Source organism: Psychrobacter urativorans, assembly GCF_001298525.1.
Classification (GTDB): domain Bacteria; phylum Pseudomonadota; class Gammaproteobacteria; order Pseudomonadales; family Moraxellaceae; genus Psychrobacter; species Psychrobacter urativorans_A.
In genome coordinates, this window is sequence record NZ_CP012678.1 from 1,960,170 (window position 1) to 1,976,338 (window position 16,169).

Consider the following 16,169-nt stretch of genomic DNA (forward strand, 5'->3'; position numbering starts at 1 on the left):
GACAATAAAGAAGCTATGTATAAATTAATGATTGTTGATGACTCCAATATTATTCGAAACCGCATCCAACGTGCCTATGACTCAGGAAAATTCCTCTTGGTTGCGACAGCGACCAGTGGTGTTCAAGCGATTGAAAAATTTAATATTCATCGCCCTGATGTCATTACCATGGATTTGACCATGCCACAAATGGATGGTCTTGAATGTATCGAAAGAATTATAGCGATTGACCCTGATGTGCGCATTTTGGTGGTGTCCGCCTTGTCTGACAAGTCCACTGGTATTGAAGCCTTATCGTTGGGCGCCAGTGGCTTTTTATGCAAGCCTTTTTCAGAAGAAGAGCTGGTAGAATCCTTGTATGAATTGATGCAAGACTAATACTATCAGGCGCCTTAAGTAGACACTTTATTAAAGAATAAAAACTATGAAAGAACAAAAACTACAGATTTTTTTGAATATTATTACCAATTATTTTAAACAGTTTGGCGGTGAAGATCTGGTTGTCGATACCCCTTATTTGTTAGAAAATCAACAACCAAAAGTTTATGATTATACTGGTGTGATTGGTATCTCAGGGGTGCAAAAAGGCGTGGTATATTTCACGGCGACACGTGATATATTGTCTCGTATTCTAGATAGTATGGGTGAACCGGATAAAAGTGAAGATAATTTTGTCGACCTTGCTGGTGAAGTGGCGAATACTATCGCGGGCAATGCTCGTACTGAGTTTGGTGCAAGTTTTCATATTTCTGTACCATTCGTCTTCAAAGGCTCACCGCAAAGTATTATTTTGCCTAGAGACGAACGCTCATTTATCATTCCCGTCGCATGGCAAGGTCAAGTCGGCGAAATTGTAGTTTGTTTGCAGAATTAAAGGAAACACTCACAGATGATGAGTATGGACGATAACTATCATGGTTAATGTAGAGAAATTAGGCGTGTTTTTAAGCTCAATCAGCTCATTTTTTGCGCAGATTGACAGCACGCCAGTGGCGATTGATACGCCTTATTTGAATAATAATAAAAGTGCAGTAGGCTACGACTACAGTGGTATTATTAAGATTTCTGGTCCGCTAGAAGGCTGTGTTTATGTCAGCGCTCCTAGTAATATGCTACGTGAATTGATCAAAGTAATGGGTGAGCCTGACTCATCGATGACGATGATGAAAGATTTACTGGGTGAGATGGCGAATACGATTTCCGGTAATGCTCGTACTGAGTTTGGCACAGATTTTGTTATTGCTCCACCAAAGATAGTCGATGGTGTGCCCAGTATCTCTTATTTGCCAAAAGACCGTAATAGCTATATCACACCATTTACTTGGCGTGGCTATCATGCGGTGATTGGCATTTGTATTGCTTAATGTATAGCCTAAGTTAAGCTGATTATTCATTATAAAAAAGCGTCGTTAATACGGCGCTTTTTTATGGTCTATTATATCGTTTAAAAACATAGCCTTTGGCGATGATAAAGGAGTAGAGCTTAATAACGATTTTGTGGTAAAATATAGCGCGACCATTTTTATAGTTTGTGTTTACACTTCACAGAATTTGCAAGCTGTAGATAATGGCTCAATTTTTTAAACCAACCAATGACACACACATCATGGCAAAAAATTGCTGGGTGTTCCGCGACTTGATTAATTTGCACTCGTACGTTGTTGCTGTATTAATAAACAGTAACCGTCAGCAAATGCGTGTCGGGGGATAGGCAGTTTTTGTGATGTGGAGGCATAACCCAACCAACAGGACATCTCTAATGGCTACAAAGAATCCAACCAAAATCGAAATGCGTGACTTATTACAAGCCGGCGCTCACTTTGGTCACCAAACACGTTTTTGGAATCCAAAAATGGGACCATATATCTTTGGTGCCCGTAACAAGATTCACATCATCAACCTAGAGCACACCGTAAAAGCCTTCAACGAAGCGCTAAACTACGTAAACGGCTTAGCCAGCAAGAAAAACAAAGTATTATTTGTTGGTACTAAACGCGCAGCTAGCGGCATCATCGCTGAACAAGCGACTCGTGCTGGTATGCCTTACGTTGACCATCGCTGGTTAGGTGGTATGTTGACTAACTGGAAAACACTACGCCAGTCAATCAATCGTCTAAAAGAGCTTGAAAAACAAGCAGAAGACGGTACTTTCGCTAAGCTTACTAAGCGTGAAGCGTTAGAGCGTACACGTGATATGCAAAAACTTGAGCGTTCATTAGGCGGTATTAAAGATATGGGCGGTCTACCTGACGCAATCTTTGTTGTTGACGTTGATCATGAAGCAATCGCCATCAAAGAAGCCAAAAATCTAGGTATCCCAGTTATCGGTATCGTTGATACTAACTCTAACCCAGACAACGTTGACTACATCATTCCAGCCAATGACGATGCTATCCGCGCTGTATCACTTTATGTGACTGCTATGGCTGATGCAATTATTGCTGGTAAAGAATATGCACAAACTCAAGCAAGCGGCAACGCTGCTGATGCAGAGCAAGAAGTAGAGCAAGCAGCTACTGCTGAAGAAGCGGCTGATGTTGCAACGCCAGTAGAAGCAAAAGCTGAATAAGCATTGATAATTAGCTGACTATAAGGATGCCTTGATAAGTTGCTTATCAGCATCCATATAACGTTAATATAAGCTCATATATAATAGGCATGATGTAGTTCTACTCGTCATGCCTTGTTGTTGATATATCAAGCAAAATCTAAGTGCTGTTAGATATCACGCACTCCCATACATAAAAATACTCATATACATAATAAAAGGTAACTCTTATGTCAGAAGTAAAAGTATCTGCCAAAATGGTAAAAGAATTGCGCGACCGCACTGGTCTTGGCATGATGGAATGTAAAAAAGCACTAGAAGAGTCAAACGGTGATGTTGAAACCGCCATTGACAACCTACGTAAATCTGGTCAAGCAAAAGCGGCTAAAAAAGCGGGTAACATCGCAGCTGACGGCGCTATCATTATCGCTCAAGGCGATAACAAAGCGTTCTTGTTAGAAGTGAATTGCCAAACTGACTTCGTTGCAAAAGATGAAAGCTTCACTGTATTTGCAGAAAAAGCGGCTAACCTTGCGCTAGAAAATAACGTGACTGACGTTGCTGCTATCTCTGCATTGCCGTATGGCGATGGTCAAACCGTTGAAGAAGCACGTGTATCTTTGGTTCAAAAAATCGGTGAGAATATCCAAATTCGCCGTGTTGAAGTACTTGAAGGTGCTAACATCGCATCATACCGTCATGGTCTACGTATCGGTGTTGTGGTGTCTTATGAAGGCGGCGCTGCAGACACTGGCAAAAACCTTGCCATGCATATTGCTGCGTTCAACCCTGTTGCTATCGATGACGAAGACGTTGCTGCTGATTTATTGGCACGTGAAAAAGACATCATCGAAGCCAAAGCACGTGAGTCTGGCAAGCCTGACAACATCGTTGAAAAAATGATTGAAGGTGGCTTACGTAAGTACCTAGAAGAAGTGACGTTACTACGTCAACCATACGTTATGGACAATGAGAAAAAAGTCGGCGACGTATTAAAAGCTGAAGGCGTTAAAGTACTTGGCTTTAAACGTTTAGAAGTTGGTGAAGGCATCGAGAAGAAACAAGAAGACTTCGCTGCTGAAGTTGCGGCAACGCAAGCCGCTGCTAATCAGTAAGTATAACAATAAGCCATAGTGCTTATACTTTGCATGCTTATTAGTTAGTGCTTAAAGTTAGCATCTTATTAGATTTTTTATAAATAGTATGTCATCAAGCAAAATAAAGCCCGTTATTTAACTAACGGGCTTTTTTTTATGCTCATTTTAACAACTCGTCTAGCGTAATGCTGCATAAGCCGCATTACTACTGGTGCCATAGCTGACCTTCATGGCCCCACCGGTATTAGTGTTTTGAGGCGTAGTATTACTGGCATTCATACTATTACCAAACAGACTAGAGTCGTTTTTATACAAGCTATTATAGCGGCTCATGACGGTTTTAACGTAATTACGAGTTTCTTTAAAAGGTGGAATACCTTTATATTTATCAACGTTACCTTCACCAGCGTTATAACCTGCGACTGCATATTCCACTCTATTATTAAAGCGGCGCATGAGCCAAGCCAGATATTTGGCTGAGCCTTCGATATTTTCAGAAGGATTCCATGCATTGCTGACTTTAAAGCGCCTTGCCGTTGCGGGCATGAGCTGCATTAAGCCTTGTGCGCCTACAGGGGAGCGCGCATTTGGATTAAAAGCAGACTCAGTATGCATCATGGCTTTTAGCAACGCGGGATCAACACCGTGGCGCTGCGCAGAGTCACGAATATAGGTGTCATAAGAATTGCGGCTATTGCTACTGCTAGCGACGCTGCTGCCATAATTTTGGCTGCTAGTATTACTGTTGCTAGTATTACTGTTGCTAGTATTACTATTATTATCACTGCGATAATAAGTTTCTCTGACTTTTTTATTATAGGTATCAAAGTTACCGCTAGGTGCAACGTTGGTGAGTAATACTTGACCACGTTTGTCTTTATAGATAGTCATATTAGCGGCTTGCGCGGTAATAGATAATGTAGATAGAGCAACAGTGGTTAGTAAAATAGAAGACAGACGATGGCTAAATAGGGTGGTAATATTCATCATATAGATATCACTTGTTATCGAATAATAGTAAAGCGCTTTGCCAAAAATCGCGTTATCTGGCGCGACAAAGCGGTTACCGTGATTGTCTGGATGGATATAAATTCCCGACAAAACTCACGAAAGACACTTGAAATAGATACAAAAGATAATAGTTGCTTACTATACCATAAAATAACTTTTAGCCGCATCAGAAGGGTTATAAAGATAACCAGAACGGAGTTTTTTTGTAAAAAATTTAAATAAATCAAAATATTAGCGCTATAAACTCTAAAAATCGGAGAGTAGACACCAATTGCTACTATTGTAAAGGAATGAGTTATAGATAGGCATCTCCGTAGGAAAGTAAGGAGAAATAAGCCTATTTAAATGCCTAACGCAGTGATAAATATGGGCACCCAAACTGCCGTTAGTAGACCATTTACCGCCAGTCCAAATGCGGCATAGCGTCCAGCAGTATGACTGATTTGCCATGCCTCAACCGTACCAAAAGCATGAGCGGCAAGTCCTAAGGCTAAGCCTTTGGCGCGATCATCGTGGACATTGCGAAATAATAATGGCGCTAGGGTTGCGCCTATCAGTCCAGAGACAATAATAATGAGATTTGCCATCGCCAGTGGTGCTTTAATGAGGTTTGCCACACTCAGACCAATCGGTGTCGTCACTGAGCGCGTTGCAAAGGCGAGCATCGTGTCATGACTGAGCGAGAACAGATAAGCCAACCCCATCGGTAGTAATGCGCCAACCACGCTAGCGATGATGACAATAATAATAAGACGCTTGACGGGCAGTCCTTTAAAATCCATAGCGGCAAGTGGTATCGCCAGTAGCACGGTGACATACCCCAAGAGAGAGTCAAAGATGGGCTTGGCAACGCTATAGTAGTTTTTATAATCCCACTGCACCAAAAATAAAAATACGACGACCAATACCATAGCCGTAATGACCATCGGTAGCCATGATAATCGCCGCGCCAATACGCGTGCAGAGACATGTGCCGCTAACGTTAATAGGATGGCGGCAATAGTCGCAATCACCAAATTATCCATGCTCATGGCTGCTCCTTTTGCTCACTATTACTATTAGAGCTACTATCAGCAATACTATGAACACCACTATCAGCACCTTTAGCATTAGCATCCTTATCATGAATCGCTGTATCAGCTGTCGTTTTACTTAGCCAGCGATTGCCAAGTATGGCAAGTCCCCACATGGGAATTAACGTACTGATGGCTATCGTTAGCATAAATCCTAACAGCTCATCGCCTAGCTCAAAGAGTAATATTCCCGCACCCGCAGATACTGGCAAAAAGGCAAAGCCACTATCGACCAATAACGTATTACTGGCTTTGGTGAGCCAACTTGGCAATCCTGTAATGAATCGCCATATCGATAAGATTAAAAACATGACCACCATTCCCACCACATTGGCAGCCTTTTCAAGACCTAGCCAATGACAGACGACCACCGCAGCTTCACGTACCACAATGACCATAACCAGCGTTATCATTATGGCAAACCATAATGGCAATTTAGAGGAGTAGGTAGCCTTCATAAGTAGCCCTTGCCAATTTGACAATGATAAAGAGGAGGTTTATGAGATAGAGTAGTATAGCGTGATTGGCAACAGCACCATTTAGCACATGATACTGTTGCCCGCACAAGAAGAGTCGTTAGCGAGCAATTGTGACAGACAACATTACTTGCTCACTTTATCTGCTGACTTTATTTACTGAAAGATTTACAGCATGAGTGTGATTATATAGATAATAAATACACTAATAAACCTTAGCGGATGGTCATGCTTGACCTCAAAGTTTAATATTTTGATTTGGTAGGGATTATTGATTATTTGTTGTTGATTATCGATGAGTAATTATTAATGAGTAATTGTTAATGAGTAATTGTTAATCTTGCAGGATTAGATAGCAGCAGGCTGTCAGTACCGACTAATTGCTAGCCAGTACTGACAGCCCGTTATATTATTAAGGCAGTGGTTTACAAAAACTATAATTCTATAGGTCAAACCGCGGTGACTTAGGTTTAGCATCAACGACGGGTTCTTCTGCTAGATAGCCATCTTCAGTGAGTATTTCTTCAACTTCATCGGTATCACTTTTTTCGTCGTTATCCTTTTGCTCGAACGGTTCTAAAATTGGCAATAATAGTGTTGCTTGTGCCAATGGTAAAACATCGAGTGGCGATAAGTTCGCTTGACCTAACAGCTGTTGTAGCCTTTCGCTTGGCAGACGAATCGTTAAGCATTCATGACCCGTATCATCATAGCTTTCTGCTTCAATAACGCCCAGCTCGTATAAAGTGTTTTTGAACTGACCAGCGTGATAAGGTAAGGTCAAATCAAAGGTCGTCAGTGTGCCAGTGAGCAGTTGTTGCACTGCTAAAGTGAGCTGTTCCATGCCTAGATTCTCTCTAGAGGACACATAGACACGATTGGGCTGACCTTCGCTTGCATATCCAATGTGTGCAGGCTCATTTGTTAAATCAATTTTATTGTAAATATTGAGCACAGGGACGTCATTGTCAATTTTAGAGAGAACATCTTTCACCGCTTCAATTTGCTCATGCATATCTTCACTTGCCGAGTCGATGACGTGCAACAGCAAATCAGCTTCTAGCGTCTCTTCTAGGGTGGCGTGAAAAGATTCTACGAGCTCATGTGGCAAATGACGGACGAAACCAACGGTATCGACCAGCACCACACGACCAACGCCTTGCCAGTCTAAGCGGCGCAGGGTAGGGTCTAGGGTTGCAAATAGCTTATCAGCGGCATAGATATTTTCATCGACTAAGCGATTAAACAAGGTCGATTTACCAGCGTTGGTATATCCTACGAGCGAGATAGTTGGCACGTCTGATTTTTGTCGTCTTGCTCGACCTTGGGCGCGCGTTTGTCTGACTTTCTCAATTCTACTTTTAAGCTGAGTCACTCGCACTTGCAATAAGCGACGATCCGTCTCTAACTGAGTTTCACCGGGTCCACGCAGACCGATACCGCCTTTTTGACGTTCCAAATGCGTCCAACCGCGTACTAAACGGGTAGATAAATGATTTAATTGTGCCAGCTCAACTTGTAGCTTACCTTCATAGGTACGTGCACGCTGAGCGAAAATGTCTAAAATAAGACCAGTGCGGTCGAGGACACGACATTGTACTAAGGCTTCAAGATTACGCTCTTGTGAGGGCGATAAGCTGTGGTTAAATAGAACAATATCCGCATCATGTTCACGTACTAGCTCCGCGATTTCTTGCGCTTTACCACTACCAACAAAGTATTTGGCATCGGGTCTTTGACGAGAGCCTGTGACCAATGCCAAAGCATTGACGCCTGCTGAATCTGCCAACAGCTCAAACTCGCCAAGATCGTCAGGATCTTGCATTTGGCGGATGTCTAAATGTACTAAAATGGCGCGCTCGCCACCTTCATGTCTTTCAAAATATTCCAAAGAGTATCACCTATAAATGAAGTAAAAAAATCGCTATGATTAATGAGTTTCAGTATTAAAGTAGCGTTCAGATAACTATTAATATGCGGTCTTATCACCTGATATTAAAGCGTTTGCACGTAATTAGTAATGGTTTTATGTTACAGCATTTATGATGCAAGTTATCATTGTCAGCTCATAAGAATCAAGGTGAGTGGATGTAGAGTAGTTGAGTGAACAAATCATCACTGGTGAATAAAACTTTGATATACTTATGACGATTTTTAAAGATATTCAATAAAGAGGAACACAGATGAGCCAGTCTAAGTCAGGCTTTTCAGTCAGAAAAAACTTGGGTCGCGGTAAGCAAATTGCTGGCATGACCACCACGATTGCGGGTGGTATGCGCACTGCGCAACGTATTGGCGCGTTTCGTCAGCCACCGCGTGAAAAACTGCCGCGCTATATTCAGACTTTTTGTCGTAAAATGGCGAGTTCTTTTGGTGTGAAAGTGGTGCAAGTCGAGCCAGTACCGCAGCATCATGGGTTATGGGTATCGAATCATGTGTCGTGGATGGATATCCCAGTGGTAGGCAGCGTGAGCCCTGCATTCTTCTTATCGAAAGCAGAGATTGGCGATTGGCCTATTTTTGGCAAGCTGGTTCATGCCGCAGGTACGGTGTTCATTAAGCGGGGTTCTGGTGATGTGGGTTCGGTGACGACGCAGATTGCCAGTTTTTTAAATGAAGGCTTTTCGGTGATATTTTTCCCCGAAGCGACGACCACTGATGGCAAAAAAATTAAGCGTATTCACGGTACGTTGCTGCAATCAGCCATTGACGCGGGTGTGCCCATTCAGCCAGTGGTACTGTCTTATGTCAATAAAGACGGCACGTTAAGTGAAGAGCTGCCGTATTTTGGCAAGATGACCATGAAAGATAGTATCAAGCGCGTATTGGACAGTAAAAATGTGACTGCCTATGTGTTGCCACTTGAGCCGCTAGACCCGAATGGTTATAACAAAAGTGAGCTGACCAATATGCTGCAAAAGCGTATGCAAGAAGGTTTAGAAGAGCTGCATGCGCGCGTATTGAGAACGTCTTCTAATGGGTCAGAATCTGTTTTATAGGTTGTTTAAAAGCCAATAAAAGCTGTTATAACCTTCTATAAATTGCTGATAATCAATAGTAAAAAAGGCGTAAATCATAATGATTTGCGCCTTTTTATTGGTTCGACAATTTGATTTGGCAATTTGGGTTTATAGGAGTCGATAACAAATAGTTTAAGGCGAAGGGTTTGGCTGCTTGGTATGTACTGCCTCAATCGCTTCTAAAACCTCAGAGCTAAGAGTCAGATTAATACTGTCAATATTGGATTTTAGCTGCTCAAGACTGGTGGCACCGATAATATTACTGGTAACAAAGGGTCGGGAATTAACAAACGCCAATGCCATCTGTGCCATATCAAGACCGGCATCAGCGGCAATGTTGGCATATTGCGCGGTCGCCCACTGTGCTTGCTCATTGATATAACGCTCATAACGATCGTATTCCGTTAAGCGTGCACCCGCTGGACGTTTACCATCCAGATATTTCCCCGATAAAACGCCAAAACCAAGGGGCGAGTAAGCGAGTAGCCCGACATTTTCACGATGTGATATTTCTGCAAGTCCTACTTCATAAAGACGATTAAGTAAGCTATACGGATTTTGAATGGTAATGGGCGCAATTAAATTATTTTTATCGGCTTCCCATAAATAGCGCATGATGCCCCACGGTGTATCGTTGGATAAGCCATAAGCACGAATACGTCCTCTTTTAATCTCATCATTGAGTGCCTGAATGGTTTCTAAAAATGGGGTTAAATCCTCTAATGGCTGCGTTGCCATATCCGTATCATAGCCACGTTGACCAAAGAAGTTGGCTTGACGTTCAGGCCAATGCAATTGATAAATATCAATATAATCGGTCTGTAATCGCTGCAAATTGTCATCAATAGCGCTACTAATATGGGCAGCATTATAACGACTTGCACCATCACGTAAAAAGCTCATCGGTGAGATTTTACTGGCAAGTACGACCTTATCACGCTGATTATTTTTATTGAACCAAGAACCGATAAAGCGTTCCGTATTGCCTTGCTTGTCTTTATCGGGCGGTGACGGATACATCTCAGCGGTATCCCAAAAGTTCACGCCTTCACTTAACGCCATGTCTATCTGAGCATGGGCGTCACTTTCTGTATTTTGTTGTCCCCATGTCATCGTACCTAAACAGATTTTGGAGACTTTTTCATTGATTTGTGGCAGCATTTGATAGTGCATATAACTATCCTTTTGGTGTTATTTACAGATATTATTTATAAGTATCATTTACAAATGTTATGTTCAGTTTTTTCGCAATTACTTTAACTGAATCCCAGTGACACCAGCTGGCGTGACTTTAAATATTTTAACTTTAAATAATACCGTTTGACCTGCAAGTGGATGATTGAAATCTACTTCGATATTGTCAGTATCAACGGCACTTACTATACCGGGTAAGGTATTTTTGCCTTTATCTTCAAATTCTATCAACATCCCAACTACTGGTGTGTCAGCAACCAGTGCAAACTGAGTACGGCTAAAATTTTGGATATTATCAGGATTCCAGTCGCCAAACGCTTGTGCCGGCTCAAGGTGTGCCGTACGTGTGTCGCCTGCGCGTAGATTCATCAGTACTTGCTCAAACCCTGGTAATAGACTCTCATCACCAATCGTTAAGGTGACTGGCGTGTCACGATTAAAGGTGGAGTCAATGACTGTGCCATTCTCTAACGTCACTTCAAAATGCAGTTTTACAAGACTGCCATAAGTAATACGCGTGTCTTCATTGGGATTGATAAACTGAGATTCGGTCATGGCTAAAGTTACCTATTGCGGGAGTAGGGAGACGGATGGAAAATAACATAATCAATGATAAGCCATCTGCAAAAGCAGGTAAGCGGAATTAGTGTAACGTAAATGAGGTAATATATCTGCCAAATATCAGTGTATATAGGAATATCTATGGCAAATAGACAGCAAGGTCAAATTAAAAAATGGCAAGAGGAAAAAGGCTTTGGCTTTATTGAAACGGAAGCTGGCGAGCAGGTTTTCTTTCATGTGAGTGAGTTTAAAGCACGTCGTCGTCCTACTCTTGGTGAAGCTGTGGTGTTTAGCGTTGGGCAAGACAATCAAGGGCGCAAGCAAGCAAAACAAGTACAAGAGCTTGGTTTTGTTCAGCAGCAGATGGCGCAAAAAAATCAACAAATTCGCCAACGTAATCAAAAACGTAGTGCCCAAGCGGACTTCGAGGCAGGTCAGAAAAAGCGTTTATTTGTGGGCGTCGGCTTTTATATGGTACTCATATTACTGGCAGTTATGGATAAGCTGAGCTGGCTGGTCGTGGGTTGGTATGCCGCTTTGGGGTTGATTACTTATTTAATGTATGCAAAGGATAAAGCAGCCGCACAAAGCGGGGATTGGCGTACGCCTGAATCGACGTTGCATCTCTTAAGTATGCTTGGCGGTTGGGTGGGTGCGATGGTCGCGCAGACTTATCTGCGTCATAAGTCACAAAAAGCGGATTTTCGGATGACGTATTATTTAACGGTATTGATTAATATGGCGGGATTATTGTTTGTTTTAACCAATAAAGAGTTGTTACCTTTTTAATAGTAGTGATCACTTATTATTTAATAACGATTAATAATCGCTAAAATAATAAAAACCCCGCCATAGTGAGCCATGACGGGTTTTTTGTTTATGCTTATTTATATCAGCTTTGGCGCTTTTTTTCCAAAAATAACATATCAATCACAATCAAAGCGACACCGACACTAATGCCCATATCGGCAATATTAAAAATAGGATAATGCCAAGCATCGGCATAGTGCACATGGATAAAGTCGATGACATGACCATGTAGTAGGCGATCGATTAAATTACCTACAGCACCACCCAATACTAAGGCTAAGCCAAGTGATAACAGCTTAGCTTTACGGGGTGCTTTGACCAAATACGTTATCAAAAATAGCGACATGAGCAACGCCAGACCCGCAAAAAACCATTTTTGCCAACCGCCAGCATCGGCTAAAAAGCTAAAAGCCGCGCCATAATTGTATGCTAACGTCCAATTCAAAAACGGCTCAATAACCGGAACCGGCTCTTGAAAAGTCAGTTTGGTTTCCGCGAGCCACTTTGTCCATTGGTCAATACCAAGCACGACAAGCGATAATAAATACCATGCAAAAGCACGCTGTCCGTTAGCGATCAGCTTTGGTTTTTTACTGAGCCGACTTTTAGGCGTTAGTGAGCTGCCTGTGGTCACGTGCGCAGGTTTGATGGTTTCATTATGATTGGCGTTCACGGTTTGCTGAGACAGCTCAGCTGATTTATCGTCTAACGTCATGATATCTATATCAAACTTACTGTCGCTATCATCCTGAACCTTATCGTGCTCAGGCGTATCTGGCAGCGTGTTAGGCGCTTTAGGCATAGTGACGCACCTCACCATGACCGCTGACGTTGGTTACGCAGCGCGCGCACAGCTCTGGATGGGCACTATCAACACCAATGTCATCACGCACATGCCAGCAGCGTACGCATTTAGTCCCTTCAGCAGCTTTAATCTCAATACTTAAATCCGCTGATTCGTCTGACGTGCTGTCTGCGCTCATGGCTTGCAAAGTAGCCTTACTGGTAATCAAGACAAAGCGCAATTCTTCACCAAGCTTCGCTAAGCTGTCATACATTGCGCCAGTGGCAGTTAAAACCACATCAGCGGATAGATTGGCGTTAATCAGCTTATTTTCACGCGCAGTTTCGATATGTTTATTAACCATATCTTTAGCACGCATGATATGTTGCCAGTCATCAGCGCTGATGGCGCTTAACTCAACGGCTGGGAAGTCATACCATAATTGAGTGAATACATAGTGTTCATTATTGCCTTCAGCATTGGCATCGCCTTTGTTAAGCACTTCCCACGCTTCTTGCGCAGTAAAGGTTAAAATCGGTGTAATCCAGCGAATTAACGCTTGGGCGATATGATAAATCGCCGTTTGTGCAGAGCGGCGCGGCTTGGCATCGGTTTGAGTCGTATACTGACGATCTTTGATAATATCGAGATAAAAACTACCTAAATCTTGTGAACAAAATGCCGTCACGTGCTGGGTGACTTGATGGAAATCCATCGCATCATAGGCACTAACGATTTGCGCTTGTACCGTTTGCGCGCGCTCCATGATAAATTTATCAAGGCTGACCAGCTCATTGATATCAACACTATCGGTAGCAGGGTTAAAGTCATCGGTATTGGCGAGTAAAAAGCGTAAAGTGTTACGAATACGGCGATACATATCGACCGCACCTTTAAATGACGTTTTGCCTGCGCTCATCTCATAGCGATAGTCACTAGAAGCAATCCACAAACGCAGCATATCCGCGCCCGTTTTATTGATTTCCTCTTGCGGGGTGATGATGTTGCCAAGCGATTTACTCATCTTGCGACCGTTGGCATCGACCACAAAGCCGTGGGTCAATACTTGCTTAAAGGGCGGGCGACCGTACATCGCCTCAGACGTTAATATCGAGGTCTGGAACCAACCGCGATGTTGGTCTGAGCCTTCTAAATATAAATCGGCAGGATTGGTCAGCTCGTCACGTTGCTCAAGAACGGTAAAATGCGTCGTACCAGAGTCAAACCACACATCTAGCGTATCCGTGGCTTTATCATAATCAGCCGCTTCCGCGCCCAAGAAATCTTCACAACTGGCATCAAACCAAGCTTCTACGCCGCCTGCTGCGATTTTTTGCGCGGCAACTTCCATCAATACCAAGGTATTAGGATGCAGCTCGCCAGTTTCTTTATGCGTAAAGAAAGCAATCGGCACGCCCCACGTACGCTGGCGTGAAATACACCAATCTGGACGGTCGGTCATCATGGCTTCAATACGATTTTGTCCCCATGCAGGCGTCCAGTTTACGTTTTTGATATCAGCAAGCGCCTGTTCGCGTAAGCCTTTAGCTTCCATACTGATAAACCACTGCGGGGTTGCACGGAAGATAATCGGCGACTTATGACGCCAGCAATGCGGATAGCTGTGCTCAATTTTGGTATGGCTTAATAAATGACCATTCTCATGCAACGCGGCAATGATTTTTGGATTGGCTTTATAAATATGCTCGCCCGCAAATACTGCTGCGGTATCTAAATATACGCCATTGCCATTGACTGGGTTTTCAACCGGTAAATTATATTTTAAGCCAACAATATAATCGTCTACACCGTGACCAGGAGCCGTATGCACCAAGCCAGTACCGCTATCGGTCGTCACGTGATCACCCAAAATCAGCGGTACTTGACGCTCGCTAATCAGTGGATGCTGCGCGTGTAACCCTTCAAGAGTGCGACCTAATACGGTTGCTAGCACGCCTTGATTGCTTAAAGTTAGTGCTGTTAGTGCCGTTTCAATGAGGTCTGTGGCTAATAATAAATTGCCTTTTTCAGTCGCAACGACTGAATAGTCATGCTCAGGATGCACGGAAATTGCTTGGTTAGCAGGCAGTGTCCACGGCGTCGTCGTCCAAATAACCGCAGCAATGCCACCCTCAATTGCCGCTAATTCAGCAACTTTGTCACTATCTAAAACATCAAAGCTGACATAAATGGCATCGGATACTTTATCTTGGTATTCTACTTCGGCTTCTGCTAATGCCGAGCTACAATCCAAGCACCAATTCACAGGCTTCATACCACGCGTCACGTGACCATTATCATAAATTTTGGCAAGTGAGCGCACGATATTGGCTTCTTGGTCAAAGTTCATGGTCAAATAAGGATTGTTCCAATCGCCAAACACGCCCAAACGCTTAAAATCTGCCATTTGTAGCGCGACTTGGCTTTTGGCGTATTCACGGCATAACCCACGGAATTCTGTTGCCGATACTTTTTGTCCGACTTTACCGACTTTTGCTTCAACCTTTTGTTCAATTGGCAGACCATGACAGTCCCAACCCGGTACGTAAGGCGCATCGAACCCTGATAAGGTTTTTGACTTCACGATAATGTCTTTTAACACTTTATTGACCGCATGACCCAAGTGAATCTGACCATTCGCGTACGGAGGACCATCATGCAAAATATATTTAGGTGCACCTGCACGTGCTTGACGAATCTTGCCATACACATCGTCCGCTTCCCATGCGCTCAACCAATCTGGCTCGCGATTGGCTAAATTGGCACGCATCGGAAATACAGTGTCGGCAAGGTTTAACGTATCTTTATAATCGAGGCTTGGCTTATCAGTCATAGAGGGAGTTCTTTATTTGATGTAGGAGTGGTGAATAGTCGATGAGGGTGTTTATTATAAAACCAATAGAGAGATAAAAATAAATCAGCAATAAAGCGCTAAAAACGTCTGTCATTATATGACAAAACGCGTGGGGTAAAAAGGACTGTTAGCGCTGTTATCTATTTAAGTAAAAATTTAAGTCATCCTTTAAATGCTTTTTAAAATCACTGGCACGAGCAATAATTATGGTAAGCGTGCTTAACAAGCGTCCAATATTATGCTAACTTAACCGACAATAAATACAAAAATATATTCTTAAAAGTTATGATTGTTAATACTATTTTTCTAGATAGCATCAGCATTTATTTAGTAGAGACATCATCAGATGTGCTCGTACTGTGAGTCATCTTATCACTAAATGATGACCAACGCTTATACAGACCATATACCATTAATATATAAAATATGATTATCAGATACTTACGAGTGTTATATACCATTACCCTCATTATGACAGCCAGTAATTCCAGTAGGTATAGGCATATTGATCTGCTTAAATATCGTTTTGAATCCTTACCGTTATCATGGTGTGCTAATACCATCGCTTATATTATTAACCATAACCGTCTATCAGCAATGCTTCGATAACCTTTATGGATGACGTCACTATCAGCAAAGTTCAGCAGAATATTCTGATCTGCAATAGCCTCGATAAATTACCCTGAGCAGAGTCTCTGCGCGATAAATATTGCGCTGGCATTATGACGACTTTATTATTTC

At 42.6% G+C, this 16,169-nt stretch carries 15 protein-coding genes; 7 read left to right on the plus strand and 8 right to left on the minus strand.

Annotated elements, in window-relative coordinates; all coding sequences use genetic code 11:
- The first annotated feature begins 15 nt into the window (after positions 1-15).
- The 5 genes from AOC03_RS08395 to tsf all read left to right on the plus strand — a co-directional run bounded on the left by AOC03_RS08395 (position 16) and on the right by tsf (position 3,663).
- Complete coding sequence (locus tag AOC03_RS08395) at positions 16-378, plus strand: response regulator (protein WP_062535034.1); 363 nt, start codon at positions 16-18, stop codon at positions 376-378.
- A 46-nt stretch (positions 379-424) separates the two neighbouring features.
- Entirely contained in the window at positions 425-874 is a 450-nt protein-coding gene (locus tag AOC03_RS08400) for a chemotaxis protein CheX (protein ID WP_062535037.1), read from the plus strand.
- A gap of 40 nt (positions 875-914) precedes the next feature.
- A complete protein-coding gene (locus AOC03_RS08405) occupies positions 915-1,364 on the plus strand; it encodes a chemotaxis protein CheX (protein WP_062535039.1) in 450 nt (149 codons plus the stop codon).
- Between the two features lie 395 nt (positions 1,365-1,759).
- A complete protein-coding gene (gene rpsB / locus AOC03_RS08410; protein ID WP_062535041.1) occupies positions 1,760-2,569 on the plus strand; it encodes a 30S ribosomal protein S2 in 810 nt (269 codons plus the stop codon).
- A 209-nt stretch (positions 2,570-2,778) separates the two neighbouring features.
- Positions 2,779-3,663, plus strand: coding sequence for a translation elongation factor Ts (tsf, locus tag AOC03_RS08415; protein WP_062535044.1), 885 nt, complete (start codon positions 2,779-2,781; stop codon positions 3,661-3,663).
- A gap of 159 nt (positions 3,664-3,822) precedes the next feature.
- Here tsf and AOC03_RS08420 read toward each other — a convergent pair whose 3' ends face one another.
- The 4 genes from AOC03_RS08420 to hflX form a co-directional block, all read right to left on the minus strand.
- On the minus strand, positions 3,823-4,635 hold the full coding sequence (locus tag AOC03_RS08420) for a lytic transglycosylase domain-containing protein (protein WP_062536636.1): 813 nt from the start codon (positions 4,633-4,635) through the stop codon (positions 3,823-3,825).
- A gap of 362 nt (positions 4,636-4,997) precedes the next feature.
- Positions 4,998-5,687, minus strand: coding sequence for an LrgB family protein (locus AOC03_RS08425; RefSeq protein ID WP_062535046.1), 690 nt, complete (start codon positions 5,685-5,687; stop codon positions 4,998-5,000).
- A complete protein-coding gene (locus tag AOC03_RS08430) occupies positions 5,684-6,187 on the minus strand; it encodes a CidA/LrgA family protein (RefSeq protein ID WP_062535047.1) in 504 nt (167 codons plus the stop codon). The genes AOC03_RS08425 and AOC03_RS08430 overlap by 4 nt, the downstream gene beginning before the upstream one ends.
- A gap of 460 nt (positions 6,188-6,647) precedes the next feature.
- The gene (hflX, locus tag AOC03_RS08435; RefSeq protein ID WP_062535049.1) at positions 6,648-8,096 is read right to left on the minus strand and encodes a ribosome rescue GTPase HflX; all 1,449 of its coding nucleotides are present in this window, start codon (positions 8,094-8,096) and stop codon (positions 6,648-6,650) included.
- A gap of 292 nt (positions 8,097-8,388) precedes the next feature.
- Between hflX and AOC03_RS08440 the strand changes: the two genes are divergently transcribed.
- Complete coding sequence (locus tag AOC03_RS08440; RefSeq protein ID WP_062535051.1) at positions 8,389-9,204, plus strand: lysophospholipid acyltransferase family protein; 816 nt, start codon at positions 8,389-8,391, stop codon at positions 9,202-9,204.
- A 153-nt stretch (positions 9,205-9,357) separates the two neighbouring features.
- Here the strand turns inward: AOC03_RS08440 and AOC03_RS08445 are convergent, their stop codons facing one another.
- On the minus strand, positions 9,358-10,398 hold the full coding sequence (locus AOC03_RS08445) for an NADP(H)-dependent aldo-keto reductase (protein WP_062535052.1): 1,041 nt from the start codon (positions 10,396-10,398) through the stop codon (positions 9,358-9,360).
- A gap of 78 nt (positions 10,399-10,476) precedes the next feature.
- Positions 10,477-10,974, minus strand: a complete 498-nt coding sequence (locus AOC03_RS08450) for an FKBP-type peptidyl-prolyl cis-trans isomerase (RefSeq protein ID WP_062535054.1) — start codon at positions 10,972-10,974, stop codon at positions 10,477-10,479.
- A gap of 147 nt (positions 10,975-11,121) precedes the next feature.
- Here AOC03_RS08450 and AOC03_RS08455 point away from each other — a divergent pair, with 147 nt between their 5' ends.
- Complete coding sequence (locus AOC03_RS08455; RefSeq protein WP_062535056.1) at positions 11,122-11,769, plus strand: DUF1294 domain-containing protein; 648 nt, start codon at positions 11,122-11,124, stop codon at positions 11,767-11,769.
- 103 nt (positions 11,770-11,872) lie between these two features.
- On the opposite strand, the gene lspA is transcribed toward AOC03_RS08455, so the two are convergent.
- Together lspA and ileS are read right to left on the minus strand one after the other, a co-directional pair.
- The gene (lspA, locus tag AOC03_RS08460; protein WP_084785896.1) at positions 11,873-12,505 is read right to left on the minus strand and encodes a signal peptidase II; all 633 of its coding nucleotides are present in this window, start codon (positions 12,503-12,505) and stop codon (positions 11,873-11,875) included.
- Between the two features lie 79 nt (positions 12,506-12,584).
- Positions 12,585-15,407, minus strand: a complete 2,823-nt coding sequence (gene ileS / locus AOC03_RS08465) for an isoleucine--tRNA ligase (protein WP_062535058.1) — start codon at positions 15,405-15,407, stop codon at positions 12,585-12,587.
- Positions 15,408-16,169: the final 762 nt, after the last annotated feature.

Bases quoted from the DNA above. Each gene is read 5' to 3' on its own strand.
- AOC03_RS08450 (WP_062535054.1), bottom strand. From the start codon at position 10,974: ATGACCGAATCTCAGTTTATCAATCCCAATGAAGACACGCGTATTACT.
- AOC03_RS08445 (WP_062535052.1), bottom strand. From the start codon at position 10,398: ATGCACTATCAAATGCTGCCACAAATCAATGAAAAAGTCTCCAAAATC.
- AOC03_RS08425 (WP_062535046.1), bottom strand. From the start codon at position 5,687: ATGAGCATGGATAATTTGGTGATTGCGACTATTGCCGCCATCCTATTA.
- AOC03_RS08405 (WP_062535039.1), top strand. From the start codon at position 915: ATGGTTAATGTAGAGAAATTAGGCGTGTTTTTAAGCTCAATCAGCTCA.
- lspA (WP_084785896.1), bottom strand. From the start codon at position 12,505: ATGACGTTAGACGATAAATCAGCTGAGCTGTCTCAGCAAACCGTGAAC.
- AOC03_RS08455 (WP_062535056.1), top strand. From the start codon at position 11,122: ATGGCAAATAGACAGCAAGGTCAAATTAAAAAATGGCAAGAGGAAAAA.
- AOC03_RS08430 (WP_062535047.1), bottom strand. From the start codon at position 6,187: ATGAAGGCTACCTACTCCTCTAAATTGCCATTATGGTTTGCCATAATG.
- tsf (WP_062535044.1), top strand. From the start codon at position 2,779: ATGTCAGAAGTAAAAGTATCTGCCAAAATGGTAAAAGAATTGCGCGAC.
- ileS (WP_062535058.1), bottom strand. From the start codon at position 15,407: ATGACTGATAAGCCAAGCCTCGATTATAAAGATACGTTAAACCTTGCC.
- rpsB (WP_062535041.1), top strand. From the start codon at position 1,760: ATGGCTACAAAGAATCCAACCAAAATCGAAATGCGTGACTTATTACAA.
- AOC03_RS08400 (WP_062535037.1), top strand. From the start codon at position 425: ATGAAAGAACAAAAACTACAGATTTTTTTGAATATTATTACCAATTAT.
- AOC03_RS08395 (WP_062535034.1), top strand. From the start codon at position 16: ATGTATAAATTAATGATTGTTGATGACTCCAATATTATTCGAAACCGC.
- AOC03_RS08420 (WP_062536636.1), bottom strand. From the start codon at position 4,635: ATGATGAATATTACCACCCTATTTAGCCATCGTCTGTCTTCTATTTTA.
- AOC03_RS08440 (WP_062535051.1), top strand. From the start codon at position 8,389: ATGAGCCAGTCTAAGTCAGGCTTTTCAGTCAGAAAAAACTTGGGTCGC.